This window comes from Flavobacterium sp., from assembly GCF_035456225.1.
In the GTDB taxonomy this organism is placed as follows: Bacteria; Bacteroidota; Bacteroidia; order Flavobacteriales; family Flavobacteriaceae; genus Flavobacterium.
In genome coordinates, this window is record NZ_DATIDM010000079.1 from 1 (window position 1) to 20,080 (window position 20,080).

The following is a 20,080-nucleotide window of genomic DNA, read 5'->3' on the forward strand; positions in this document are numbered from 1 at the left end:
GTTTTTGGTACCGTCATTCAAGGTTCGAGTCCTTGTGGGCCAACAAAAAACCCCTCAAATTTGAGGGGTTTTTTGTTGGCCCACAAGGACTCGAACCTTGAATGACGGTACCAAAAACCGGAGTGTTACCATTACACCATAGGCCAATAACCAGCGCTATCATTGTGATTGCGGGTGCAAATGTAGTATATATTTTTTTCAATCCAAATTTTTATCAAAAAAAATATTAAAAAAATAATTTGCACGTTTCTATATGCAAAAAAAGAGTTTCTTTGTAGTAGAATTCAATCTGAAAAAATCGACATATAATATATGACCACTTTCAACTTTAAAAAATGGAACACCATTTTAGGATGGTTTGCGTTTTCCATTGCTTTATTAACTTACACCCTAACAGTAGAACCTTCATTAAGTTTTTGGGATTGTGGCGAATACATTGCTACTTCCGCCAAACTGGAAGTGGGTCACCCACCGGGAGCACCACTATTCCAAATGATTGGTGCATTCTTTGCAATGTTTGCCCCTAACGCAGGAAAAATAGCATTAATGGTTAACATGACCTCCGTTTTTTCCAGTGCCTTTACCATTTTATTTATGTTCTGGTCAATGACACTGATCTTAAAAAGATTGATTTCTTCTTATACCGAATTCAACAAAGAAAATGCTATTGTAGTTTTAGGAAGCGCTCTTGTCGGTTCATTGGCATTTACATTTACAGACAGTTTTTGGTTTAGCGCAACAGAAGCCGAAGTATATGCAATGGCTTCCTTATTCATAGCACTTTTGGTCTGGATGGGATTGCGATGGGAAGAAGAAATGCATACACCCAGAGGAAACAGATGGTTATTATTGATTTCTCTTGTAATCGGACTTTCTTTCGGAGTTCACTTTATGGCCTTATTGGCTATCCCTTCTTTGGGATTGCTGTACTATTTTAAAAATTACGAAAAAATTACCACAAAAAACTTCATTATCGCAAATGTGATAATGGTAGCAGTTTTATTCTTCGTTTTCAAATTCTTACTACCTTACACCTTGGCTTTCTTTGGTAAAATGGAAATTTTCATGGTCAACAGCATTGGCCTGCCATTTAACTCTGGAACTATTTTTGCCTTATTACTTATAATTGCTTTCTTTTATTTTGGACTGAACTACACCAAAAAGAAAGAACTACCTTTTTTAAACACTGTTCTGCTTTGCATCCTGTTTGTCTTAATCGGATTCTCTACCTGGTTAATGTTGCCGATTCGCGCCAATGCCAATGTAGTTATCAACGAAAACAAACCTTCCGATGCCGCAGAGGTATTAGCTTACTACAACCGTGAACAGTATGGTGAACAAAAAACTTTCTACGGCCCGTTATTCTCGGAAACTTATGCAGGTCTGGACGAAGAAAAACCTTATGAAGACGATAAGCCCAACTATGAAAGAAATTACAAAACAGGTAAATACGTTATCGTAAACAATTATGTAAACGCGAAAAGTAACGCTGATGACAAGCACAATGGCTTCATGCCGAGAATGTGGTACGGAGACAGCGAAGATGCACGCGTAAACTACATGAATTTTACAAAACCATTAAATTTCACAATTAACCCCGAATACTCCCACGAAGATGAATTAGTTCAAATTGTTTCCGAATTCAGAAGTGCGTTTGCTGCTGGGAAAATCGATTTGGAAGGTTACGACAAGTTCCTGAAGTCCTATGGAGATTACCTGATTATAGAAAAACCTTCTTTTGGCGACAATATGAAATTCATGTTTGAATACCAATTCGGATACATGTATTGGAGATATTTACTATGGAACTTTGTTGGCCGCCAAAACGACATTCAGGGAAAATACGATTCCCAAAACGGAAACTGGTTGAGCGGAATCAATTTTATAGACGACATACACCTTGGATCGCAGGAAAACCTTCCTCCGGATGTTCTTAACAACAAAGCCAGAAACACTTACTACTTCCTGCCTTTCATATTAGCAATCATCGGAATGGTTTTCCATGCTAAAAAAGACCTGAAGAGCTTTTATGTTTTATTGGCATTGTTCCTGTTCACAAGTTTCGCTTTAAAAATATTCTTAAACGAGCGTCCTTTCGAACCACGCGAGCGTGATTATGCCGTTGTAGGCTCCTTCTACGTGTTTGCAATGTGGCTTGGATTCGGCGTTTATGCTATCTATGAAGTCATCAAAAAATATTTACAGCCAAATGTAGCCGGCCCGGTAATCATTGCTACTTCATTATTAGCCGCTCCGGTCTTAATGGCAAAAGAAAACTGGGATGACCACAATCGTTCAGACCGATATACCGCAATCGCAATGGCAAAAGCCTATTTGGATTCCTGCGAACCAAACGCCATCTTGTTTACCATTGGGGACAACGACACCTTCCCACTATGGTACGCCCAGGAAATCGAAGGTTACAGAACGGATATCCGTATTGTAAACACACAGCTTTTCGCGACGGATTGGTACATCGATCAAATGAAAGCCAAAGCTTACAAATCAGAACCATTACCTATCCGATTCACACACGACCAATATGTAGCCGGAACACGTGACTACATCATTCACCGTGAAATAACCAAGGAACGAATTCCGGTTGAAGAATTCCTGAAGTTCATACAATCAGGAGATGAAAGAACCATAGAGACAATGCCTAACGGTCAAAAAGTACAGTTCTTTCCTACAGACAAAATCAGCATCCCGGTAGATAAAAATGTCGTTATCCAGAACAAAGTGGTACCATCAAGCCTAAATGATTCCATCGTTTCAAATATCGATGTAAACATCAAAGGAGGGGTAATCTACAAAAACCGCTTAATGATGTTGGATGTAGTAGCCAACAACAACTGGAAACGCCCAATCTACTTCTCTCCGGGAAGTTTTGATGACGAAGACTACATCTGGATGAAGGAATACCTCCAACTAGAAGGCATGGTTTATCGTTTAGTTCCGGTAAAAACAGCGAGAAACGAAGATTCCAATCAATTTGAAATGGGTTATCTGGACACCGAAAGAATGTATAAAAACGTAATGTCGTGGGATTGGGGCAATGGCGAAAGCCCGAACATCTATCACGATCCGGAAACGCGTAAAAACAGTATTTCATACAGAACCAACTTATCACGTTTAATGCAAGCATTAATCAACGAAGGCAAAAAAGACAAGGCTAAAAAAGTAATCGAACTGGCGATGACAAAAATGCCAATTGACTATTTTGATTATTACCGTTTTATAGATCCTTTTGCAGGAGGATATTACGAACTCGGTGAAAAAGCCAAAGCCAGAGAACTGCTGACACACTTGATGAAGAAATACCAGGAAAACCTAAAGTATTACAGCACCTTAAAACCTACTTTACAAAATAGCCTGTACATGGACATTGCAACAGACATTGTAAGTTACAGAGGTTTACTTGACATCATGAAAGAAAGAGGCGATATGGAATTCTATAACCAGAATAAAGTTAAATTTAACAGTTACGTCAAACTGTTTCCTGTTCTGGAAAGAGAAATGGAATAAGCAAAATACACCCAAAATAAACTAAGGCTTTTAAGGTTTTTAACTTTGAAAGCCTTATTTTTATGTTATGGATTTCTATTGGATAAAGACAAACAAACTCATCAAGAGATTATTTTCCAATCAGGTTTGGGATCTCCCAAATACCGAAAGAAAAATATACCTTACATTTGACGATGGCCCTACTCCGGAAGCCACAGAATGGATATTGGACGTTTTGAAAAAACACAATATAAAGGCCACATTTTTCTGTATTGGGGATAACATTAGGAAATACCCCGATCTTTTTCTGAAAATAATTTCAGAAGGTCACCACATTGGAAATCACAGCTACAACCACTTGCAAGGCTGGAAAACAAACAACAAGGAATATCTGGAAAACATTCGCTTATGTGAGGAAGAAATTAATTTAAGAATACAAAAGGCAAAACAGCATTTAGAGGAAGAAAAAAAAGCAGAACCTGAAAACTGGACTGCCATAAACAAACTTTCAGCTTTTCCGAGAATTTTCCGGCCTCCATATGGAAAAATACGTTTGTCACAATCTTCATTGCTTCGAAAAAACGGGTACAGAATTATAATGTGGGATGTTTTGAGTGCAGACTTCGACAACAGAATAACTCCTGAAAAATGTTTGAGTAATGTAGTCAAAAACACAACGCAAGGCTCCATTATCGTTTTTCACGACAGCAAAAAAGCCTTCAGCAATGTAGCGTATGCACTACCTAAAGCGATTGAAATTTTAAAAGAAAAAGGATTTCAATTCGCAACAATCGATTAAGAGTTTTCCTGGACCAGACCTATTATGGTATTTGCGTCCAATTCTCCCGACTGTCTCCAAACCATCTGACCTTCCTTATAAATCATTAACGTTGGTAGTCCTTTAATCCGCAAAGCTTCTGCCAATTCTTGGTTTTTGTCCACGTCAATTTTAATTACTTTAGCCTTATCTCCTAACGCCGCAGCAACATCTCTAATTACGGGATGCATGGATACAGAAGATTCGTTCCAATCAGTATAAAAATCGATTAAAACCGGAACCTGAGTGTTGATTAGTTCTCCAAATTTTGACATAAGCGAGAAAATTAGATTAATTAAAAACTTTTGTTCTTAAAAAAATAGTACACAAATATAATATTTTTACGCATTTATGCTACTCTTTCGCCTTTTTTTAGTTGAATTACCGTTATTTCCGGCCAAATACCAACCCGACCAGGGTAAGCATGGAAACCAAACCCCCGATTAACATAAATATACCGGCCCATATTTTCATACAACCCAGCCCATTGTTTGTACACATATTGTACCGGACTCCATTGGAGTAAACCCGGAATTTCAATGCCAAACTGCAAACCGTGCGTATGGCCGGACAAGGTCAGTTGATAGTTATTTTCATGATGCTGCACTTCCGAATTCCAGTGAGAAGGATCGTGACTCATCAGGATTTTAAAATCTTCCTTACTAACTCCCATTGAAGCTTTATTCAGGTCACCGGCCTGTTTGAATTTCACGCCCCAGTTTTCTACGCCAATCAGAGCAATTTCATCATCACCATTTTTGATTCTGAAGTTTTCATTAAGTAACAGCTTAAAATCAATCTGTCGGTATAAATCTTTTATCTCCTGGAAATTTTTTTCTTTCGCTGCATTTGACGGCCATTCCACATATTCACCATAATCGTGATTACCTAAAACAGAGAACTTCCCGAATTTTGGGGTTTCGATTTTACGGAAGGTATCAATCCAAGGGTGCATTTCGACTGCATGCGTATTCACGATGTCCCCGGTAAAAAGAATAAGGTCAGATTTTTGCTGGTTCACCAAATCGATAGCATACTCGATCTTTTCCGGATTATCAAAACTTCCGCTGTGAACATCGGAAATCTGGGTAATTGTCATCCCATCAAAACTTTCCGGCAAATCCGGGAAAAACAACGTCTGACGAATAACCTTATAATTATATTTACCCTTTGTCATTCCGTACAGCAATGATGTAAAAGGTATGGCCGCAATACCAAGGGCAACCTGACTGATAAATTTCCTTCTGCCGGGAATCGAATCACTGATCGAATCCGACTGTGTGAAATAATTAATAATCGTAGCAAACATTCTGAAGATATCTTCTCCCAAAAGTATGATAGCAATAATCAGTTTAGGAACCAACATCAATAACAATAACCCTATGGTAAAAAGCGAATGGGAATTTTGCCCCACCCTCCGGTCAAACTGACTAAATCCGTACAAAATATATACGAAAGCCAAAAAACTGACCACCTGATATGTCATGAGAATCCACCGTTCTCTTGTAACGGTTTTGATTGCCTGAAAAGCATACAATTCTATCAAAAGCAGGATTACCCCAATAAAGACTAAACGCATCACTTGTACTTTAAGATACAACAAAGTAACAACTAATGATTACGGCTACAATAATTAATTAGCTTTTTTTTAACTTCAAGCGGCTCTGCAACAAAAAAATGAAAACCATACTAACATTCCGGTAAAGACAACCAACTAAAAAAGAGACAACTTTCAACAATTGACTTTATAAGAGAGCAAACCTATGTAATTGGGCTTTATTCTCAAATCCTGTTCTGTTTTTTCATATATTTGAAGTCTTTAATTTAACGCAATCATGTCGCAAAAACGCCTTTTCCTCTTAGATGCTTACGCCTTAATTTTCCGGGGCTATTACGCTTTCATCAAAAACCCGCGAATCAATTCCAAGGGAGTTGACACTTCGGCCGTATTGGGATTCATGAATTCCCTGCTTGATGTCATCCGACGTGAAAAACCGGACCATCTGGCTGTGGCTTTCGACAAAGGAGGCAGCGCAGTGAGAAGTGAAATGTTTGCCGAATACAAAGCCAATCGTGACGCCACACCGGAGGCCATTAAAATAGCCGTTCCTTACATACAGGATTTTCTGCGCGCCATGCATATCCCTATCATCGAAGAAGCCGGGTACGAAGCGGATGATTTGATCGGAACATTGGCCAAACAAGCCGAAAAAGAAGGCTATCAGGTTTTCATGGTAACACCTGATAAAGATTTCGGACAATTGGTTTCCGAAAATATTTTCATGTACCGTCCAGCACGTTTAGGAAATGACATCGAGATTTGGGGCGTTCCGGAAGTATTAGAGAAATTCGAAATACAAGATCCGCTACAAGTCATTGATTATTTGGGTATGATGGGAGACGCGGTAGACAACATTCCGGGATTACCGGGCGTGGGTGAAAAAACTGCGAAGAAATTGTTGGCCGAATTCGGTTCCATGGAAAATTTATTGAACAATACCGATAAACTGAAAGGCGCTTTGAAAGACAAAATCGAAGCCAACAAAGAACAGGGAATCTTATCCAAAAAACTAGCCACCATCCTACTCGATTGCCCGGTAACGTTTAACGAAACCGATTATGAATTAAGCAAACCCGATGTAGAAAAAACAGACGAACTTTTCATCGAACTGGAATTCCGGCAGATGAAAACCCAGTTTGACAAACTTTTCGGCAGCGGACAGGAATATGACGAAATAAACACCAATGGAGATACGGCTCCGAAAGCAGTAAAAAAAACCACGAAAAACGAAGATCAGTTCTCTCTTTTTGACAGTGGCGACAGTGAAGCACCTGTAGGACACCACGGTTACTATGATACACTGGAAAACACCAATCATCATTACGAAGTCGTTCAGGGCAATTTAGGCGTTCAACTGTTCATCCAAAACTTATTGCAACAGAAATCCGTTTGTTTTGACACCGAAACCACAGGAATCGACGCCCTGAATGCCGAATTGGTAGGAATGTCCTTCTCTTGGGAAAAAGGAAAAGCATTCTACATTCCGTTCCCGGAAGATCAGGAGGAAGCAAAATCGCTTTTGGAGAAAATAGTTCCGTTTTTTGAGAATGAAGAAATCGAAAAAATCGGTCAGAACATAAAATACGACCTGAAAATATTGGCAAACTATGACGTTTCAGTAAAAGGAAAACTTTTCGACACCATGATTGCCCACTATCTGATTAATCCGGACATGCGTCACAACATGGACGTTTTATCGGAAACGTATCTAAAATATTCTCCGATGCCGATTGAAAACTTAATCGGCAAAAAAGGAAAGAACCAGAAATCGATGCGCGATGTGCCTTTGGAAGATATCAAAGAATATGCAGCCGAAGATGCCGACATCACTTTACAGCTGAAAGAAGTTTTCGATCCAAAACTAGATAGCACGGGCACCAAAAAACTATTTGAAGAAATCGAAATCCCGCTAATCGAAGTTCTTGCCGACATGGAAAGAGAAGGGATTCGCTTGGACGTGGACTATCTGAAATCAATGTCTAAAGATATGGATGTTGAAATCAAAGCGCTGGAACAGCAGATTTATGAAACTGCGGGTGAGAAATTCAACCTGGCTTCTCCAAAACAATTGGGTGAAGTTCTTTTTGAAAAGATGAAAATCGGAGGCGCAAAACAAAAAAAGACCAAAACCGGACAATATGCCACCGGAGAGGAAGTATTGAGTTATTTGGCTAATGAACACGAAATCGTCCGACAAATTCTGGACTGGCGTCAGATGGTAAAACTGCAAAGCACGTACATCATCTCATTGCCGGAACAGGTTGATGCAGGAACAAACCGCGTGCATACGGATTATATGCAGACGGTGGCCGCGACCGGACGTTTAAGTTCAAACAATCCAAACTTACAGAACATTCCAATCCGTACAGAAAGAGGGCGATTAATCCGAAAAGCCTTTATTGCCAAAGACGAAAATTACACGTTACTGTCTGCCGATTACTCTCAAATCGAATTACGCGTCATAGCCGCGATGAGTGGTGAAGAAAATATGATTAAGGCTTTCCAGCACGGGGAGGATATTCACAAAAGTACGGCTGCCAAAGTATTCCACGTACCTTTGGAAGAAGTAACAAAAGAACAGCGAAGCCATGCCAAAACAGTAAACTTCGGAATCATTTATGGAGTTTCCGCTTTCGGATTGAGCAATCAGACGAATTTATCCCGTAGCGAAAGTGCCGCTTTGATCGAAGCCTACTACAAAACCTATCCGAGATTGCGCGAATATATTTCTGAACAGATTGAATTTGCCAGAAACCATGGTTATGTACAAACCGTTTCCGGCCGTCGTCGTTATCTGAAAGACATCAATTCGGCCAATGCCGTGGTTCGCGGTGCTGCGGAACGAAATGCCGTTAATGCCCCGATTCAGGGAAGTGCGGCTGATATCATCAAAATCGCGATGATCAACATCCACAAAAAACTGACTTCCGAAAACTGGAAATCAAAAATGTTGTTGCAGGTACATGATGAGCTTGTGTTCGATGTACATAATTCAGAATTAGAAAAAATCAAACCGATGATCAAACACGAAATGGAAAACGCTTTCAAATTAGCCGTTCCGTTTGAAGTGGATCTGGGAACCGGAAGGGATTGGCTGGAAGCGCATTAATAGTTAGCAGTCGCAGAAAACAGTCGCAGTTGGCAGTCGAGTCAAAACTGATAGCCTTATAAAAAACTAAACTCCTGTTAAAAAGCAGGAGTTTTTCTTTTAACTTCCAAATGGTTTTGACGTTTCTTCTTCCGAACGAAATCAGGATTTATACTTTTTTAGGAATCACCGCCGTTATAACAATTATTCTGCTTTTATATTCATATCTGGCATTCAAAAAAAAATAAAAAAACAGTAATTTTACAGCACTGATTATCAACAATCAAAACCAATTCGAATGAAAAAAATACTTTCTGCACTACTACTTCTATGCAGTTTAACTCTGATGGCACAGGAAAATGCCCGTTTCCGAAAAATAGACAGTTTGTTGAGTTACCTGAACAACAACAACCGATTTCTGGGACAAATCAGTATCCGTGAAGGAGACGATGTGGTTTTTGAAAAAGCGTATGGATTGCCCACTGCAAAAACAGACGAACAGCCCAACAAAAACACGAAATACAAAATAGGTTCAATCACAAAAACTTTCACAGCGGTAATAATTATGCAGTTAGTGGAAGAAAAAAGGCTGAAGTTAGACCAAACACTTTCGAAATTCTATCCGCAGATCCCTAATGCAGATAAAATCACCATAAACGATTTGCTGCGTCACCGCTCCGGAATTGTCGATTATGTAAATGCAGACAGCACCACAAGCATGACGACACCAATCAGTAAAAAAGAAATGTTGAGCAAAATTGCCGCCTACAAACCTCTTTTTACACCAAACACCAAAGCAGAATACAGCAATTCCAATTACTATCTTTTGGGTTGCATCCTGGAAGACATCACCAAAACATCGTACAAAAACAACCTGAAAACCAGAATTGTCGATAAATTAAAACTAAAGAATACCTATATAGTGGACAATGTCGATACAAAACGAAATGAAACACTGTCCTATATTTATAAAGATGAAAAATGGGAAGCTGTCCCGGAGTGGAATATGACGATACCGTTTTCAGCAGGATCAATCACTTCCACCGCCAACGACTTGACAATGGTAGTGCGCAGTATCTTTAGCGGCAAACTATTAAAACCGACATCGGTTGATGAAATGACCCAATTAAAAGAAAGCTATGGCATCGGTCTGGTTACTTTTCCTTTTGGCGAACGCAAATTTTTTGGTCATACGGGCGGTATCGAAGGATATAAATCGGTGGTCGGCTATTATCCGTCAGAAAAACTGGGTATTTCCTTAATTGTAAACGGTGACAATTACAATCGAAACGATATCATGATAGGCATCCTCAGTATTTATTACAAAATGCCCTATTCCTTTCCGAATCTGAAAACCGTAAAAGTTGATGAAAAAATACTAAAATCCTATGAAGGCACCTATAGTTCAAAAGACATTCCATTGAAAATCAACATCAAGACAGAAAAAGGACAAATCATTGCACAAGCCACCGGACAAGGCGCATTCCCTCTAAATGCAGTAAGCCAAACCGAATTTGTATTTGATCCGGGCGGGGTAAACATCTCATTTGGAGAAAAAACCATGCTTTTAAAACAGGGCGGCATGGAAATTCTATTCACAAAAGAATAATAATTTCCGCTTATAAACCTAATAATCAACTATTGGTCTGACAATCAAGTTGTAAAATTATGCCTTGTGAATTTGTATAATAAATAAATAGTTGTACTTTTGCACTCCCTTTATTGGGGATGGAATGTTTAATTAAAATAAAAAAAACGTGGACAATTTAAGCTACAAGACAGTATCAGTAAACAAAGCGGGCGCTCAGAAAGAGTGGATCGTTGTGGATGCTGAAGGTCATAACTTAGGTCGTTTTGCTTCAAAAGTTGCGATGCTTTTAAGAGGTAAATACAAACCAAGTTATACACCGCATGTGGACTGTGGAGACAACGTAATCGTTATCAACGCAGAGAAAATCAACCTTACAGGTAACAAATTGGATGACAAAATTTACATGCGTCATACAGGTTACCCAGGAGGTCAAAGAACTTTAACTGCAAGAGTACAGCAAAAGAAAAATCCAGCTGTATTAGTAGAGAAAGCTGTAAAAGGAATGCTTCCTAAAAACAAATTAGGCGCTGAGTTATTCCGCAATTTAAATGTAAATGTTGGTTCTGAGCACAAACATGAGGCTCAAAAACCAAAAACTGTAAACTTAAACGATCTTAAGTAATGGGAGTTATTCACAAAATCGGTAGAAGAAAATGTGCAGTAGCACGTGTTTATGTTACTGAAGGAACAGGAAACATTACCGTAAACAAAAAAGATTTCGCAACTTACTTCCCTACAGCTACATTACAGTACAAAGTAATGCAACCTCTTTCAATGACTGAGAACGCAGGTAACTTTGACGTAAAAGTTAATGTATACGGTGGTGGTACTACAGGACAAGCTGAGGCTGTTCGTATGGCTATCGCAAGAGCTATGTGTGAAGTAGAAGCTGAAAACAGAGCAATCTTAAAACCAGAAGGTTTACTTACTCGTGACCCTCGTATGGTTGAGCGTAAGAAATTCGGTCAGAAGAAAGCTCGTAAGAGATTCCAGTTCTCTAAACGTTAATATTTATTATTATTTAAAAACACTAAGTTTTTGTTGCTCTCCCATCGAGGTGGGAATTAGTTTAGCATCTAAATGGTTTAGACCGAGACAATCGCTACTCAACCATTGCTAATTCAACAGAACGTAAACTATTACAAAATGGCAAACAAAGTAGAAGTTAAAGAATTACTAGAAGCAGGTGTTCACTTCGGACACATGACTAGAAAATGGGATCCAAACATGGCTCCTTACATCTATATGGAGCGTAATGGTATTCACATTATCAATCTATATAAAACTGCAGCTAAAATCGAAGAAGCTAATGAAGCTTTGAAAAAAATCGCTGCATCTGGTAGAAAAGTACTTTTCGTAGCTACCAAAAAACAAGCTAAAGATATCGTTGCAGAAAAAGCTGCAGCAGCAAACATGCCTTACATCACTGAAAGATGGCCAGGTGGTATGTTGACTAACTTCGTTACTATCCGTAAAGCTGTTAAGAAAATGGCTTCTATCGATAAAATGAAGAAAGACGGTACTTTCATGACTTTATCTAAAAAAGAACGTTTACAAGTAGATCGTCTACGTGCTAAATTGGAAAAGAACTTAGGTTCTATTGCAGACATGACAAGACTTCCTGCGGCATTATTCGTTGTAGATATCAAAGCAGAACACATCGCTGTTAAAGAAGCTCAAAAATTAAACATTCCAGTTTTCGCTATGGTAGATACCAACTCTGACCCACGTCAGGTTGATTTCGTTATCCCGGCAAACGATGATGCTTCAAAATCAATCGACAAAATTTTATCTTTAGTATCTGGCGCTATCATTGAAGGACTTTCTGATAGAAAATCTGACAAAGAAGAGCAACCAGCTGGAGAAGTAGCAGCTGCTCAAACAGAAGCAACAACTTCAACTGAAGAGTAAAACAAAATAATTACGAATTATGAATTTCGAATTACGTGTGTATTACGTAATTCATAATTTGTAATTCGTAATTTAATTTTTAAACAACATTAAAATTTAAAAACTATGGCAACAATAACTGCTGCAGACGTAAATAAATTGAGAACCATCACCGGAGCTGGTATGATGGATTGTAAAAAAGCATTAGTGGAAGCTGATGGAGATTTCGATCTAGCTATCGAAAACTTACGTAAAAAAGGTCAAAAAGTAGCTGCTAACCGTTCTGACAGAGAATCTACAGAAGGTGCTGCTATCGCTGTGGTAAATGCCGACAACACTGCTGGTGTTGTTATCACTTTGAACTGTGAGACTGACTTCGTAGGTAAAAATGAAGGTTTCGTAAAATTAGCTACAGATTTAGCTAACCAAGCGTTAAACTATGCTGATAAAGATTCTTTCTTGGCATCTGATTTCAGCGGAATGACAGTTGCTGATAAATTAATCGAGCAAACTGGTGTTATCGGTGAGAAAATCGAGGTAGGTTCTTTCGAGCGTTTAGAAGGAGCTTTCGTTGGTTCTTATGTTCACTCTGGAAAAATCGCTACTTTAGTTGCTTTATCTGCCAATGTTGCAGGTGCTGACGAAGCTGCTAAAAACGTAGCTATGCAAGCTGCTGCAATGAACCCAATCGCTTTAGACGAGGCTGGTGTTGATGCTTCAATCATCGAGAAAGAAGTGGAAATTGCAAAAGAGCAATTGCGTGCTGAAGGAAAACCAGAAGCTATGTTAGACAATATCGCTAAAGGTAAAATCCAACGTTTCTACAAAGACAACACTTTGGTAAACCAAGACTATATCAAAGACGGTTCTATGAGCGTTTCTGCTTACGTAAAATCAGTTGACGGTGGTTTAACTGTTGCTGGTTTCAGACGTGTAGCTTTAGGATAATCATTCTAAATTCAGAATATTCCAAAACCTCAATCGAAAGATTGGGGTTTTTTTATTCTCCGAAATACCGTACATTTGAGTTTAAACCCAGTGTATGTTCAAAACCAAAAAAGACATTGTCTATATCCTATTGGCCGGTATTTTCATCACCAATGCGATTGTAGCCGAATTGACAGGCGGAAAACTCATCCAGATTGGCCCGTTCATCATGAGCATCGGCATCCTGCCCTGGCCCATTGTTTTTATTACCACCGATATCATCAATGAACATTTCGGCCGCGATGGCGTAAAAAAACTGTCTTTCATCACCGCAGGGCTAATTGCCTATTGCATACTTGTCCTCTTCATAGGAACCAAAATCCCAGCCTTCGAAACCGGAGAAACGGTTAACGACGAGCAGTTTTACGCGGTTTTCGGTCAAGGTCTTTTCATCATGGTTGCCAGCATCATAGCCTTTTTGGTTTCCCAGCTGATTGATGTGAGCATCTTTTGGTTCTTAAGAAACAAAACCGGTAAAAAAATGATCTGGCTACGCAGCACAGGCTCAACGGTAATCTCGCAATTGATCGACAGCTTCATCGTATCCGGAATTGCATTTTGGCTTACCGGAAAAATCTCCACCAGCCAATACCTGAACATGTCTTTTACCGGCTATACTTTTAAATTGATATTAGCCGTTGTTTTAACCCCATTAATTTATCTTGGTCATTACCTGATTGAAAAATATCTTATAACAGAAAAGCAAAACAGCATATGACATTATTAAAACAACCCCAGACTCTTTCAACTAATTTTTAGCCTCTACCAATTCCTTCAAGATTGCCATCTCATCCTTCAATTCAGAAAGTTTCTCTTCTATAATTTTTTTCAAATCTTCCTGAAAAGCAATATTCCAATTACCGCCAACACAAGTAGCACTGCTATTATTGGGGAATTCCGGATTATCAAAAACTATCAAACCAATTGGAGACATCCCAAACAATTGAGAAAGTTTCTCAATACGACTCCAGTCTAACTTAGTCAGGTTATTCTCTATTTTACTGTAAGCGCGTTGAGAAATTCCAAGCTGAATTGCAACATAATCTTGCGAAAATCCCTTCAACTCCCGAACTTTCCTGATAGTACTACATAAATCATTTTTCATATAACTGTCAGAATTTAGAACTAAAAAAACATCATTTAGTACTAATAAGGTCGCAAATTTAATAACAAAAAAAATATTTTTGCGTCAAAATTTAACAAAATGAAAAAAACGAAGATAGATTTATTCGAAATTGAGGAACTTGAAGAAAGACTGGAATTAAAATCATGGTCGGGTGATGGCGGTAGCGGTGGTGATGGCGGAGATTCCTGCTGCAATAACGGAGTCTGCGATTGTGTCTGTGGAGACGGTAGCACGGGAGGCTCTGGAGGCTCTGGTGGTTCTGGAGGCACCGGTGGAGATACCACTATAGGTACCAATAACGGCTAAAAGAATTTTAATTAATTATTTAAATACTAACAAATGAAAACAATTAAAGTACAAGAATTAGAAGAAAGATTAGAGCTGAAAAACTGGGTAGGCGGCGGAGACGGTGGTGATGGAGCAACAGGTGGTGATGGCGGTTCCGGAACCGGAGGTAACGGAGGAAATGGAGGAGACGGAGGAGACAGCACCATCGGTATTGATATTAACACGGGTACCGGAGGAACTTCTACCGGAACAGGAACTTCTACTCCCGGTGGTAACTAAATTACAAACCTCCTTCGGGAGGTTTATTCATTCAACTCCATTTGTATTCTAACCAGCCTGTCTAAGACGCAACATATCAAAACAAAAGACCTGGATTAAAATCCATCACAACCTATTTCAGGAAACAAAATTTATGTCACAAATTCCTAAAATAAGATACAAATACGCTTGTATTGAAAAAGAAAACGATTCAATTTTGCTAATTATTGAACACGAGAAAAAAAACTCGTACTTACATTGCAGTCGTGAAGTTTTAGATATTATCGGACTAATTGACGAAAAAAAAAATATTCAGGAGATAAACGCCATTTTAAAAAAAAATAACATCCATCTCACGGATGAAGAATTGTCCGATATCATATACAACAAACTAAGCCGGTTAACAACATTAAAACAAACTGTCGATAAAAACCCAAATCATTACCTCTATTTTAACTTTACCATTATCAATGAAAAGTATGTAAAAAAAATAGCTTCCTTGTTGGCGTTCATTTTCAAAAACCGAAATTTTGTCATCTTTTCGTTTCTGTTTTTCATTGTGCTCTCCACAATACTCCTATTCAATTACAATCAGACATTCACAATTACAACGCAAAACATTTTAATGGTACCGTTAATTATGTTGGTAACATTATTTCTTCATGAAATAGGACATGCGACCGCCTGCTACTCATACGGTGCTAAAAATGGAGACATCGGATTTGGATTTTACCTGCTTACACCCGTCATGTACGCCGATGTAACCGATGTCTGGAAATTACCAAGGAAAGAAAGGGTTATTGTAGATATTGCGGGACTCTACATGGAAGGTCTGCTCATAACAATATTAACTGTAATTCATTGGCTGACTAAATCGGAAATACTCATCTATGCAGTTATTATCATTATAATCAACACTTTTATAAACCTTAATCCTTTTTTGCGTTTTGATGGCTATTGGATTTTATCAGACATTACAAATATTTACAACTTAAAATCGGTTTCAAACAAGCGATTAATCGAACTTATTAAATGTAAAAATCTTAAAATAAGGACCAAAGACCTGTTTCTGATTCTATATGCCGCATTGAGCTTTTTGTTTCTTTTATGGTTTATTTTTTATGTTTCTTATTACAGATTTATGGATCTCATCCATTTTCCGAAAAATTGTTACACCTATTTAAGCGAATGGGTAGTAAACCAAAAGAGCTCTGTTAGTTTTTTGCAGATATCGATTCCCATAGGCTTTTATTATCTAATAATCAGCAAATCGACACTCCTAATCAAAATATTGAAATCAAAATTATCCCATGATAAATTCAAAACCGATTTATAAAATCTCCAGATATATTGTTCCAACAACAATAGGAAACAAAACAATAATTTTCTCGACAAGAACAGGCAAATTAACCCGATTGTCACAAGAGCTATGGCTAAGCTTAACAACATCACAAATACACCTTTTACCGGAAAAAATCAAAACTCATTTAGAAGAATTAAAAATAATAATTCCCACTGAAACTGATGAATTTGAAACTATAGTGGCAGAAAACAATAGACTAAACAATTCCGATACCCTTTACGAAGTGATTCAGCCTTCGGCTGATTGTCAAATGGGTTGTTTTTACTGTGGTCAGAATCATGAGAACAAAAAAATTGATCCCGATACGATTGATAAAATCATCAATACCATTGCTTCGAAAATAACAAACGGAACCTACAAAAGACTCCATATAGGATGGTTTGGCGGTGAACCCTTGATAGGACTTAATCAAATAAGAAGCATTACAAAAAGATTAAAACAAATTTGCGCCGAAAACAACCTTGAATACACCGCAAAAATAGTAACAAACGGACTGCTTTTATCCTTGGCTACTTACAAAGAACTATGTGATGAGCTACATATTTCCCTTATAGAAATCACACTCGACGGCATCGCTACAGACCATAATAAAAGAAGAAACCTGAAGGTCGGAACGAAAGGCACTTTTGAAAAAATACTAAAAAACTTAAAGAAAATCACAGAAATTGAGTCCAGATTAAAAGCAACAATAAATATCCGTTGTAACGTTGATCGGGAAAATAAAAATTCCGTAATCCCTTTGATTGATTCCCTCTATGCAGAAGGAATTTTACAAAAAATTAATTTTTATACCGCAAAAATTCACGAATGGGGCGAAAAAGACAATAAAGAAAACCTGGAAGGATTTGATTATGCGAAAGAAGAAGTAGCATGGATAACACATCTTATTGAACGCAAACACATTAACAGCTTATTGCCAAAAAGAAATTACAACACCTGCATGGCTACAAATAGCGCTACTTATGTTTACGATGCTTACGGAAATGTCTTTAACTGCACAGAAGTTTCATACACAAAAAACTTTTCAGAATCGGAATTTTATCTTGGTTCAATTGAAGCTCCGAATACGGAATTGAAAACCGACTATAAAAACAAATGGTTAACGGAAATACGAAACAAAAAAACGCTTTGCTATGACTGCAACCTATACCCAGTTTGTGGTGGTTCATGTCCGAAATCGTGGGGTGAAGGCAACATTCCGTGCCCTTCCTTTAAATATAACCTAACCACAAAAATTAAAATGCACTACCTGTTAAAATACGGAACCAATGCTTAATGAACACAAAATAAACTACCTTTTAAGTCTCTTAAAAAGAGAAACCATAGAATCCGGAAATTTGAATGTAGATTATATCTTGAATCAATTCCGAAAAAATCCCGCATTTTATCTTTATTACCCTTTTTTATTCAAAGATTATTTTGAAATCGAAACCGAATCGGATCTGGACAACATTTCGGTTGCGGGTTTTCTCTTTTACTTAAGTCTCCTGCATACCGATTATCTCACAGACACCAAGAAAGTAACTGTGGAGACAAAAACAGACAAACTTTTTCTGATCCAAAACCTAACGGAACAATCCATTAAAATACTAACAAGTGTTTTTCAAAAGGAATCCGAATTATGGAAATTATGGGCCAAAAGACAACGGGAACAGCATACCTGCAAAGAAATGGAGCAAAAACTCATTTCAGAAACCTTCACGAAAGAACAGTACGAAAATTTAGCTGATTACAAATCTTCATTTGGGAAAGTGGCCATCGATTGCTGTTATGTACTCTCAAAAAATAAAAATGAATTGACATATGATCGATTAATAACATCGCATAAATATTTTTCTGTTGCTTTTCAAATATTAGATGATTTATCCGACATAAGAACAGATATTAAAAACGGTCAATTTAACTATGCCGTCCATATTGGAAAAAAAAACAATTACTTTACTGAAAAGGATAAGATTACGCAACAAACAGAAGCGTTTTACAAAACACCACTTCCAATAAAAATAATGGAAGAGGCCCTAGATTATCTGAAAAAGGCTGAAGCATGTTTAGAAGGCTTACCTGAAAACACCAATTGGAAGCACGTTATTTTGCAAAAGAAAAACGACAGTATCGAAAAATTGGAATCAATAGCGATTTTCTTCAAAGTCAATCAGGAACTTTCAAACCAATCCCAAATCAAATTATTTAAAAAAAGGAGGCATGACGAAACCGATTTGGAAAATGCAATCCAAAACGGATTAAATTATATCCTTCAGAAATTCAGCCATGACCATTGGGAAGATTATGTGACACAGGGCGGCATAAGCAACTGCTGGGCCACTTCATTCATCGGCTATCACCTCAGGCCTTTTGAATCAGACAAACGCATTGCAGAAGTTCTGGGTAAATCCGAAAAATATTTACACCAATTCGAAGAAAGCTTCTCTTACAATGAAAAATGGCAAATGGAAGATGCCGACTCGTTAAATTTCGCGCTACTTTTTGTTAAAAATCAGAAAACCAAATCCAAACTTATTCGGCGTTTATTAAAATTTCAAAAAAATGATGGCGGATTTGCAACCTACAACAACACCGAATTATTAAAGCATTTCTTTTCTTTTGAAAATTTTCCACATTTTGACGGCTGGTGCCAATCGCATCCATGCGTTAGTGCCGTAAGCTTACATACCTTGTTTGAACACAAAGACGAATATCCGCAGGAATGGGACAACTTAACGCGATACACCTTAACGCAAATCACTAGCAGTGAAACCAAAGCGTATTGGTGGACTAACCCCGTTTATACCCTCTATTATTATTCCGAAATTTTAGATTACATTTGTAGGAAAAATGAATCCATATCCGAATTCTCAACAATCCTCATTAATCAGGCGAATAAAATGCAAAATACGGATGGAAGCTTCTCGGATTCTTTTGGTAAAAATCTATTTTATACTGGATATGGGCTAAAGACAATGTTAATCCGAAACACTTCAGATTCAAATCAAGTGGAAAAATGTGCACAATATATACTTCGAAACCAGTTTTCAGATGGTTCATGGGCAAATAGTGCCGCTATGAGAATCCCAAATCCAGACAATATAAACCCTGAAAATGAAAGCTTTACCAAAATAAAAACATTCGGAACAGAATGCAGGCAATTAGAATTCAATCGCCTATTCACAACCTCAGTTTGTGTAAATGCTTTATTAACTTATCAAAAACTTAAAAAATGAGCTCAAAAACCCGCATCAAAATATCAGAATTAGAAGACCGTCTGGAAATGGGATTATGGTCAATCTCAAAGGCTACCGATGGAGAAGACGGAAAAAAAGGAGAAGACAGCACAAATGGAAAAAACGGTGAAAACGGTAAAAATGGTGAAAACGGCAAATCCAGCGTTAATGGTGTCAGCATTGACAATTCCGAATCTAATACTCCAAAACCTGAAAACAATACTACCAAAAACCAACAATAATTAGCTCTAATATAACGTTTTGAGATTTTTTTTTAAAGTAATAACAATTCTCCTCCTGTCTATAAATCATACAACTGCACAAGAGGTCGTTCAAATAAAAGGCAGAATTCTTTTTAACGGTTTCCCGATTCAGGAAGCAACTATTAC

18 protein-coding genes and 1 tRNA gene are annotated in these 20,080 nt (G+C 37.8%); 15 read left to right on the plus strand and 4 right to left on the minus strand.

The window, feature by feature from the left end:
* Positions 1-75: 75 nt before the first annotated feature.
* Positions 76-146 (minus strand) — tRNA-Gln (locus VLB74_RS04480).
* Positions 147-312: 166 nt separating this feature from the next.
* Here VLB74_RS04480 and VLB74_RS04485 point away from each other — a divergent pair.
* Both VLB74_RS04485 and VLB74_RS04490 read left to right on the plus strand, forming a co-directional pair.
* A complete protein-coding gene (locus tag VLB74_RS04485) occupies positions 313-3,525 on the plus strand; it encodes a glycosyltransferase family 117 protein (RefSeq protein WP_325202262.1) in 3,213 nt (1,070 codons plus the stop codon).
* Positions 3,526-3,592: 67 nt separating this feature from the next.
* The gene (locus VLB74_RS04490) at positions 3,593-4,303 is read left to right on the plus strand and encodes a polysaccharide deacetylase family protein (protein ID WP_325202263.1); all 711 of its coding nucleotides are present in this window, start codon (positions 3,593-3,595) and stop codon (positions 4,301-4,303) included.
* On the opposite strand, the gene VLB74_RS04495 is transcribed toward VLB74_RS04490, so the two are convergent.
* Together VLB74_RS04495 and VLB74_RS04500 are read right to left on the minus strand one after the other, a co-directional pair.
* On the minus strand, positions 4,300-4,596 hold the full coding sequence (locus VLB74_RS04495; protein WP_023578622.1) for a thioredoxin family protein: 297 nt from the start codon (positions 4,594-4,596) through the stop codon (positions 4,300-4,302). The genes VLB74_RS04490 and VLB74_RS04495 overlap by 4 nt on opposite strands.
* A gap of 74 nt (positions 4,597-4,670) precedes the next feature.
* On the minus strand, positions 4,671-5,900 hold the full coding sequence (locus tag VLB74_RS04500; protein WP_325202264.1) for a metallophosphoesterase: 1,230 nt from the start codon (positions 5,898-5,900) through the stop codon (positions 4,671-4,673).
* 253 nt (positions 5,901-6,153) lie between these two features.
* On the opposite strand from VLB74_RS04500, the gene polA reads away from it, so the two are divergent.
* The 7 genes from polA (at position 6,154) to VLB74_RS04535 (ending at position 14,156) form a co-directional block, all read left to right on the plus strand.
* Entirely contained in the window at positions 6,154-8,991 is a 2,838-nt protein-coding gene (gene polA, locus VLB74_RS04505) for a DNA polymerase I (protein ID WP_325202278.1), read from the plus strand.
* 277 nt (positions 8,992-9,268) lie between these two features.
* On the plus strand, positions 9,269-10,579 hold the full coding sequence (locus VLB74_RS04510) for a serine hydrolase domain-containing protein (protein ID WP_325202265.1): 1,311 nt from the start codon (positions 9,269-9,271) through the stop codon (positions 10,577-10,579).
* Positions 10,580-10,727: 148 nt separating this feature from the next.
* On the plus strand, positions 10,728-11,183 hold the full coding sequence (gene rplM, locus VLB74_RS04515) for a 50S ribosomal protein L13 (protein ID WP_325202266.1): 456 nt from the start codon (positions 10,728-10,730) through the stop codon (positions 11,181-11,183).
* Positions 11,183-11,569: a 30S ribosomal protein S9 gene (gene rpsI / locus VLB74_RS04520; RefSeq protein WP_325202267.1), complete on the plus strand. Its 387-nt coding sequence runs from the start codon at positions 11,183-11,185 to the stop codon at positions 11,567-11,569. Before rplM ends, rpsI begins: the two co-directional genes overlap by 1 nt.
* A gap of 138 nt (positions 11,570-11,707) precedes the next feature.
* Positions 11,708-12,472 carry a 30S ribosomal protein S2 gene (gene rpsB, locus VLB74_RS04525; protein ID WP_325202268.1) on the plus strand — a complete coding sequence of 255 codons (765 nt, stop codon included), beginning with the start codon at positions 11,708-11,710 and terminating at the stop codon, positions 12,470-12,472.
* Positions 12,473-12,577: 105 nt separating this feature from the next.
* Positions 12,578-13,399, plus strand: coding sequence for a translation elongation factor Ts (gene tsf, locus VLB74_RS04530; protein ID WP_325202269.1), 822 nt, complete (start codon positions 12,578-12,580; stop codon positions 13,397-13,399).
* A 94-nt stretch (positions 13,400-13,493) separates the two neighbouring features.
* Positions 13,494-14,156: a queuosine precursor transporter gene (locus tag VLB74_RS04535; protein WP_325202270.1), complete on the plus strand. Its 663-nt coding sequence runs from the start codon at positions 13,494-13,496 to the stop codon at positions 14,154-14,156.
* A gap of 30 nt (positions 14,157-14,186) precedes the next feature.
* Here the strand turns inward: VLB74_RS04535 and VLB74_RS04540 are convergent, their stop codons facing one another.
* Positions 14,187-14,543 (minus strand): helix-turn-helix domain-containing protein, encoded by a 357-nt coding sequence (locus VLB74_RS04540; protein ID WP_325202271.1) that lies wholly within the window; start codon positions 14,541-14,543, stop codon positions 14,187-14,189.
* 99 nt (positions 14,544-14,642) lie between these two features.
* Between VLB74_RS04540 and VLB74_RS04545 the strand changes: the two genes are divergently transcribed.
* From VLB74_RS04545 to VLB74_RS04570, 6 genes are all read left to right on the plus strand, one after another.
* Complete coding sequence (locus tag VLB74_RS04545) at positions 14,643-14,870, plus strand: hypothetical protein (protein WP_325202272.1); 228 nt, start codon at positions 14,643-14,645, stop codon at positions 14,868-14,870.
* 33 nt (positions 14,871-14,903) lie between these two features.
* Positions 14,904-15,131, plus strand: a complete 228-nt coding sequence (locus VLB74_RS04550; protein ID WP_325202273.1) for a hypothetical protein — start codon at positions 14,904-14,906, stop codon at positions 15,129-15,131.
* 133 nt (positions 15,132-15,264) lie between these two features.
* Positions 15,265-16,446, plus strand: a complete 1,182-nt coding sequence (locus tag VLB74_RS04555) for a hypothetical protein (RefSeq protein ID WP_325202274.1) — start codon at positions 15,265-15,267, stop codon at positions 16,444-16,446.
* Complete coding sequence (locus VLB74_RS04560; protein ID WP_325202275.1) at positions 16,421-17,749, plus strand: radical SAM/SPASM domain-containing protein; 1,329 nt, start codon at positions 16,421-16,423, stop codon at positions 17,747-17,749. The genes VLB74_RS04555 and VLB74_RS04560 overlap by 26 nt, the downstream gene beginning before the upstream one ends.
* Positions 17,742-19,691 (plus strand): hypothetical protein, encoded by a 1,950-nt coding sequence (locus tag VLB74_RS04565; RefSeq protein WP_325202276.1) that lies wholly within the window; start codon positions 17,742-17,744, stop codon positions 19,689-19,691. The genes VLB74_RS04560 and VLB74_RS04565 overlap by 8 nt, the downstream gene beginning before the upstream one ends.
* Positions 19,688-19,933, plus strand: a complete 246-nt coding sequence (locus tag VLB74_RS04570; RefSeq protein ID WP_325202277.1) for a hypothetical protein — start codon at positions 19,688-19,690, stop codon at positions 19,931-19,933. The genes VLB74_RS04565 and VLB74_RS04570 overlap by 4 nt, the downstream gene beginning before the upstream one ends.
* Positions 19,934-20,080 lie beyond the last annotated feature (147 nt).

Coding starts and splice junctions, on each gene's coding strand:
- VLB74_RS04485 (WP_325202262.1), top strand. CDS start 313: ATGACCACTTTCAACTTTAAAAAATGGAACACCATTTTAGGATGGTTT.
- VLB74_RS04490 (WP_325202263.1), top strand. CDS start 3,593: ATGGATTTCTATTGGATAAAGACAAACAAACTCATCAAGAGATTATTT.
- VLB74_RS04495 (WP_023578622.1), bottom strand. CDS start 4,596: ATGTCAAAATTTGGAGAACTAATCAACACTCAGGTTCCGGTTTTAATC.
- VLB74_RS04500 (WP_325202264.1), bottom strand. CDS start 5,900: ATGCGTTTAGTCTTTATTGGGGTAATCCTGCTTTTGATAGAATTGTAT.
- VLB74_RS04510 (WP_325202265.1), top strand. CDS start 9,269: ATGAAAAAAATACTTTCTGCACTACTACTTCTATGCAGTTTAACTCTG.
- rpsI (WP_325202267.1), top strand. CDS start 11,183: ATGGGAGTTATTCACAAAATCGGTAGAAGAAAATGTGCAGTAGCACGT.
- rpsB (WP_325202268.1), top strand. CDS start 11,708: ATGGCAAACAAAGTAGAAGTTAAAGAATTACTAGAAGCAGGTGTTCAC.
- tsf (WP_325202269.1), top strand. CDS start 12,578: ATGGCAACAATAACTGCTGCAGACGTAAATAAATTGAGAACCATCACC.
- VLB74_RS04535 (WP_325202270.1), top strand. CDS start 13,494: ATGTTCAAAACCAAAAAAGACATTGTCTATATCCTATTGGCCGGTATT.
- VLB74_RS04540 (WP_325202271.1), bottom strand. CDS start 14,543: ATGAAAAATGATTTATGTAGTACTATCAGGAAAGTTCGGGAGTTGAAG.
- VLB74_RS04545 (WP_325202272.1), top strand. CDS start 14,643: ATGAAAAAAACGAAGATAGATTTATTCGAAATTGAGGAACTTGAAGAA.
- VLB74_RS04550 (WP_325202273.1), top strand. CDS start 14,904: ATGAAAACAATTAAAGTACAAGAATTAGAAGAAAGATTAGAGCTGAAA.
- VLB74_RS04555 (WP_325202274.1), top strand. CDS start 15,265: ATGTCACAAATTCCTAAAATAAGATACAAATACGCTTGTATTGAAAAA.
- VLB74_RS04560 (WP_325202275.1), top strand. CDS start 16,421: ATGATAAATTCAAAACCGATTTATAAAATCTCCAGATATATTGTTCCA.
- VLB74_RS04565 (WP_325202276.1), top strand. CDS start 17,742: ATGCTTAATGAACACAAAATAAACTACCTTTTAAGTCTCTTAAAAAGA.
- VLB74_RS04570 (WP_325202277.1), top strand. CDS start 19,688: ATGAGCTCAAAAACCCGCATCAAAATATCAGAATTAGAAGACCGTCTG.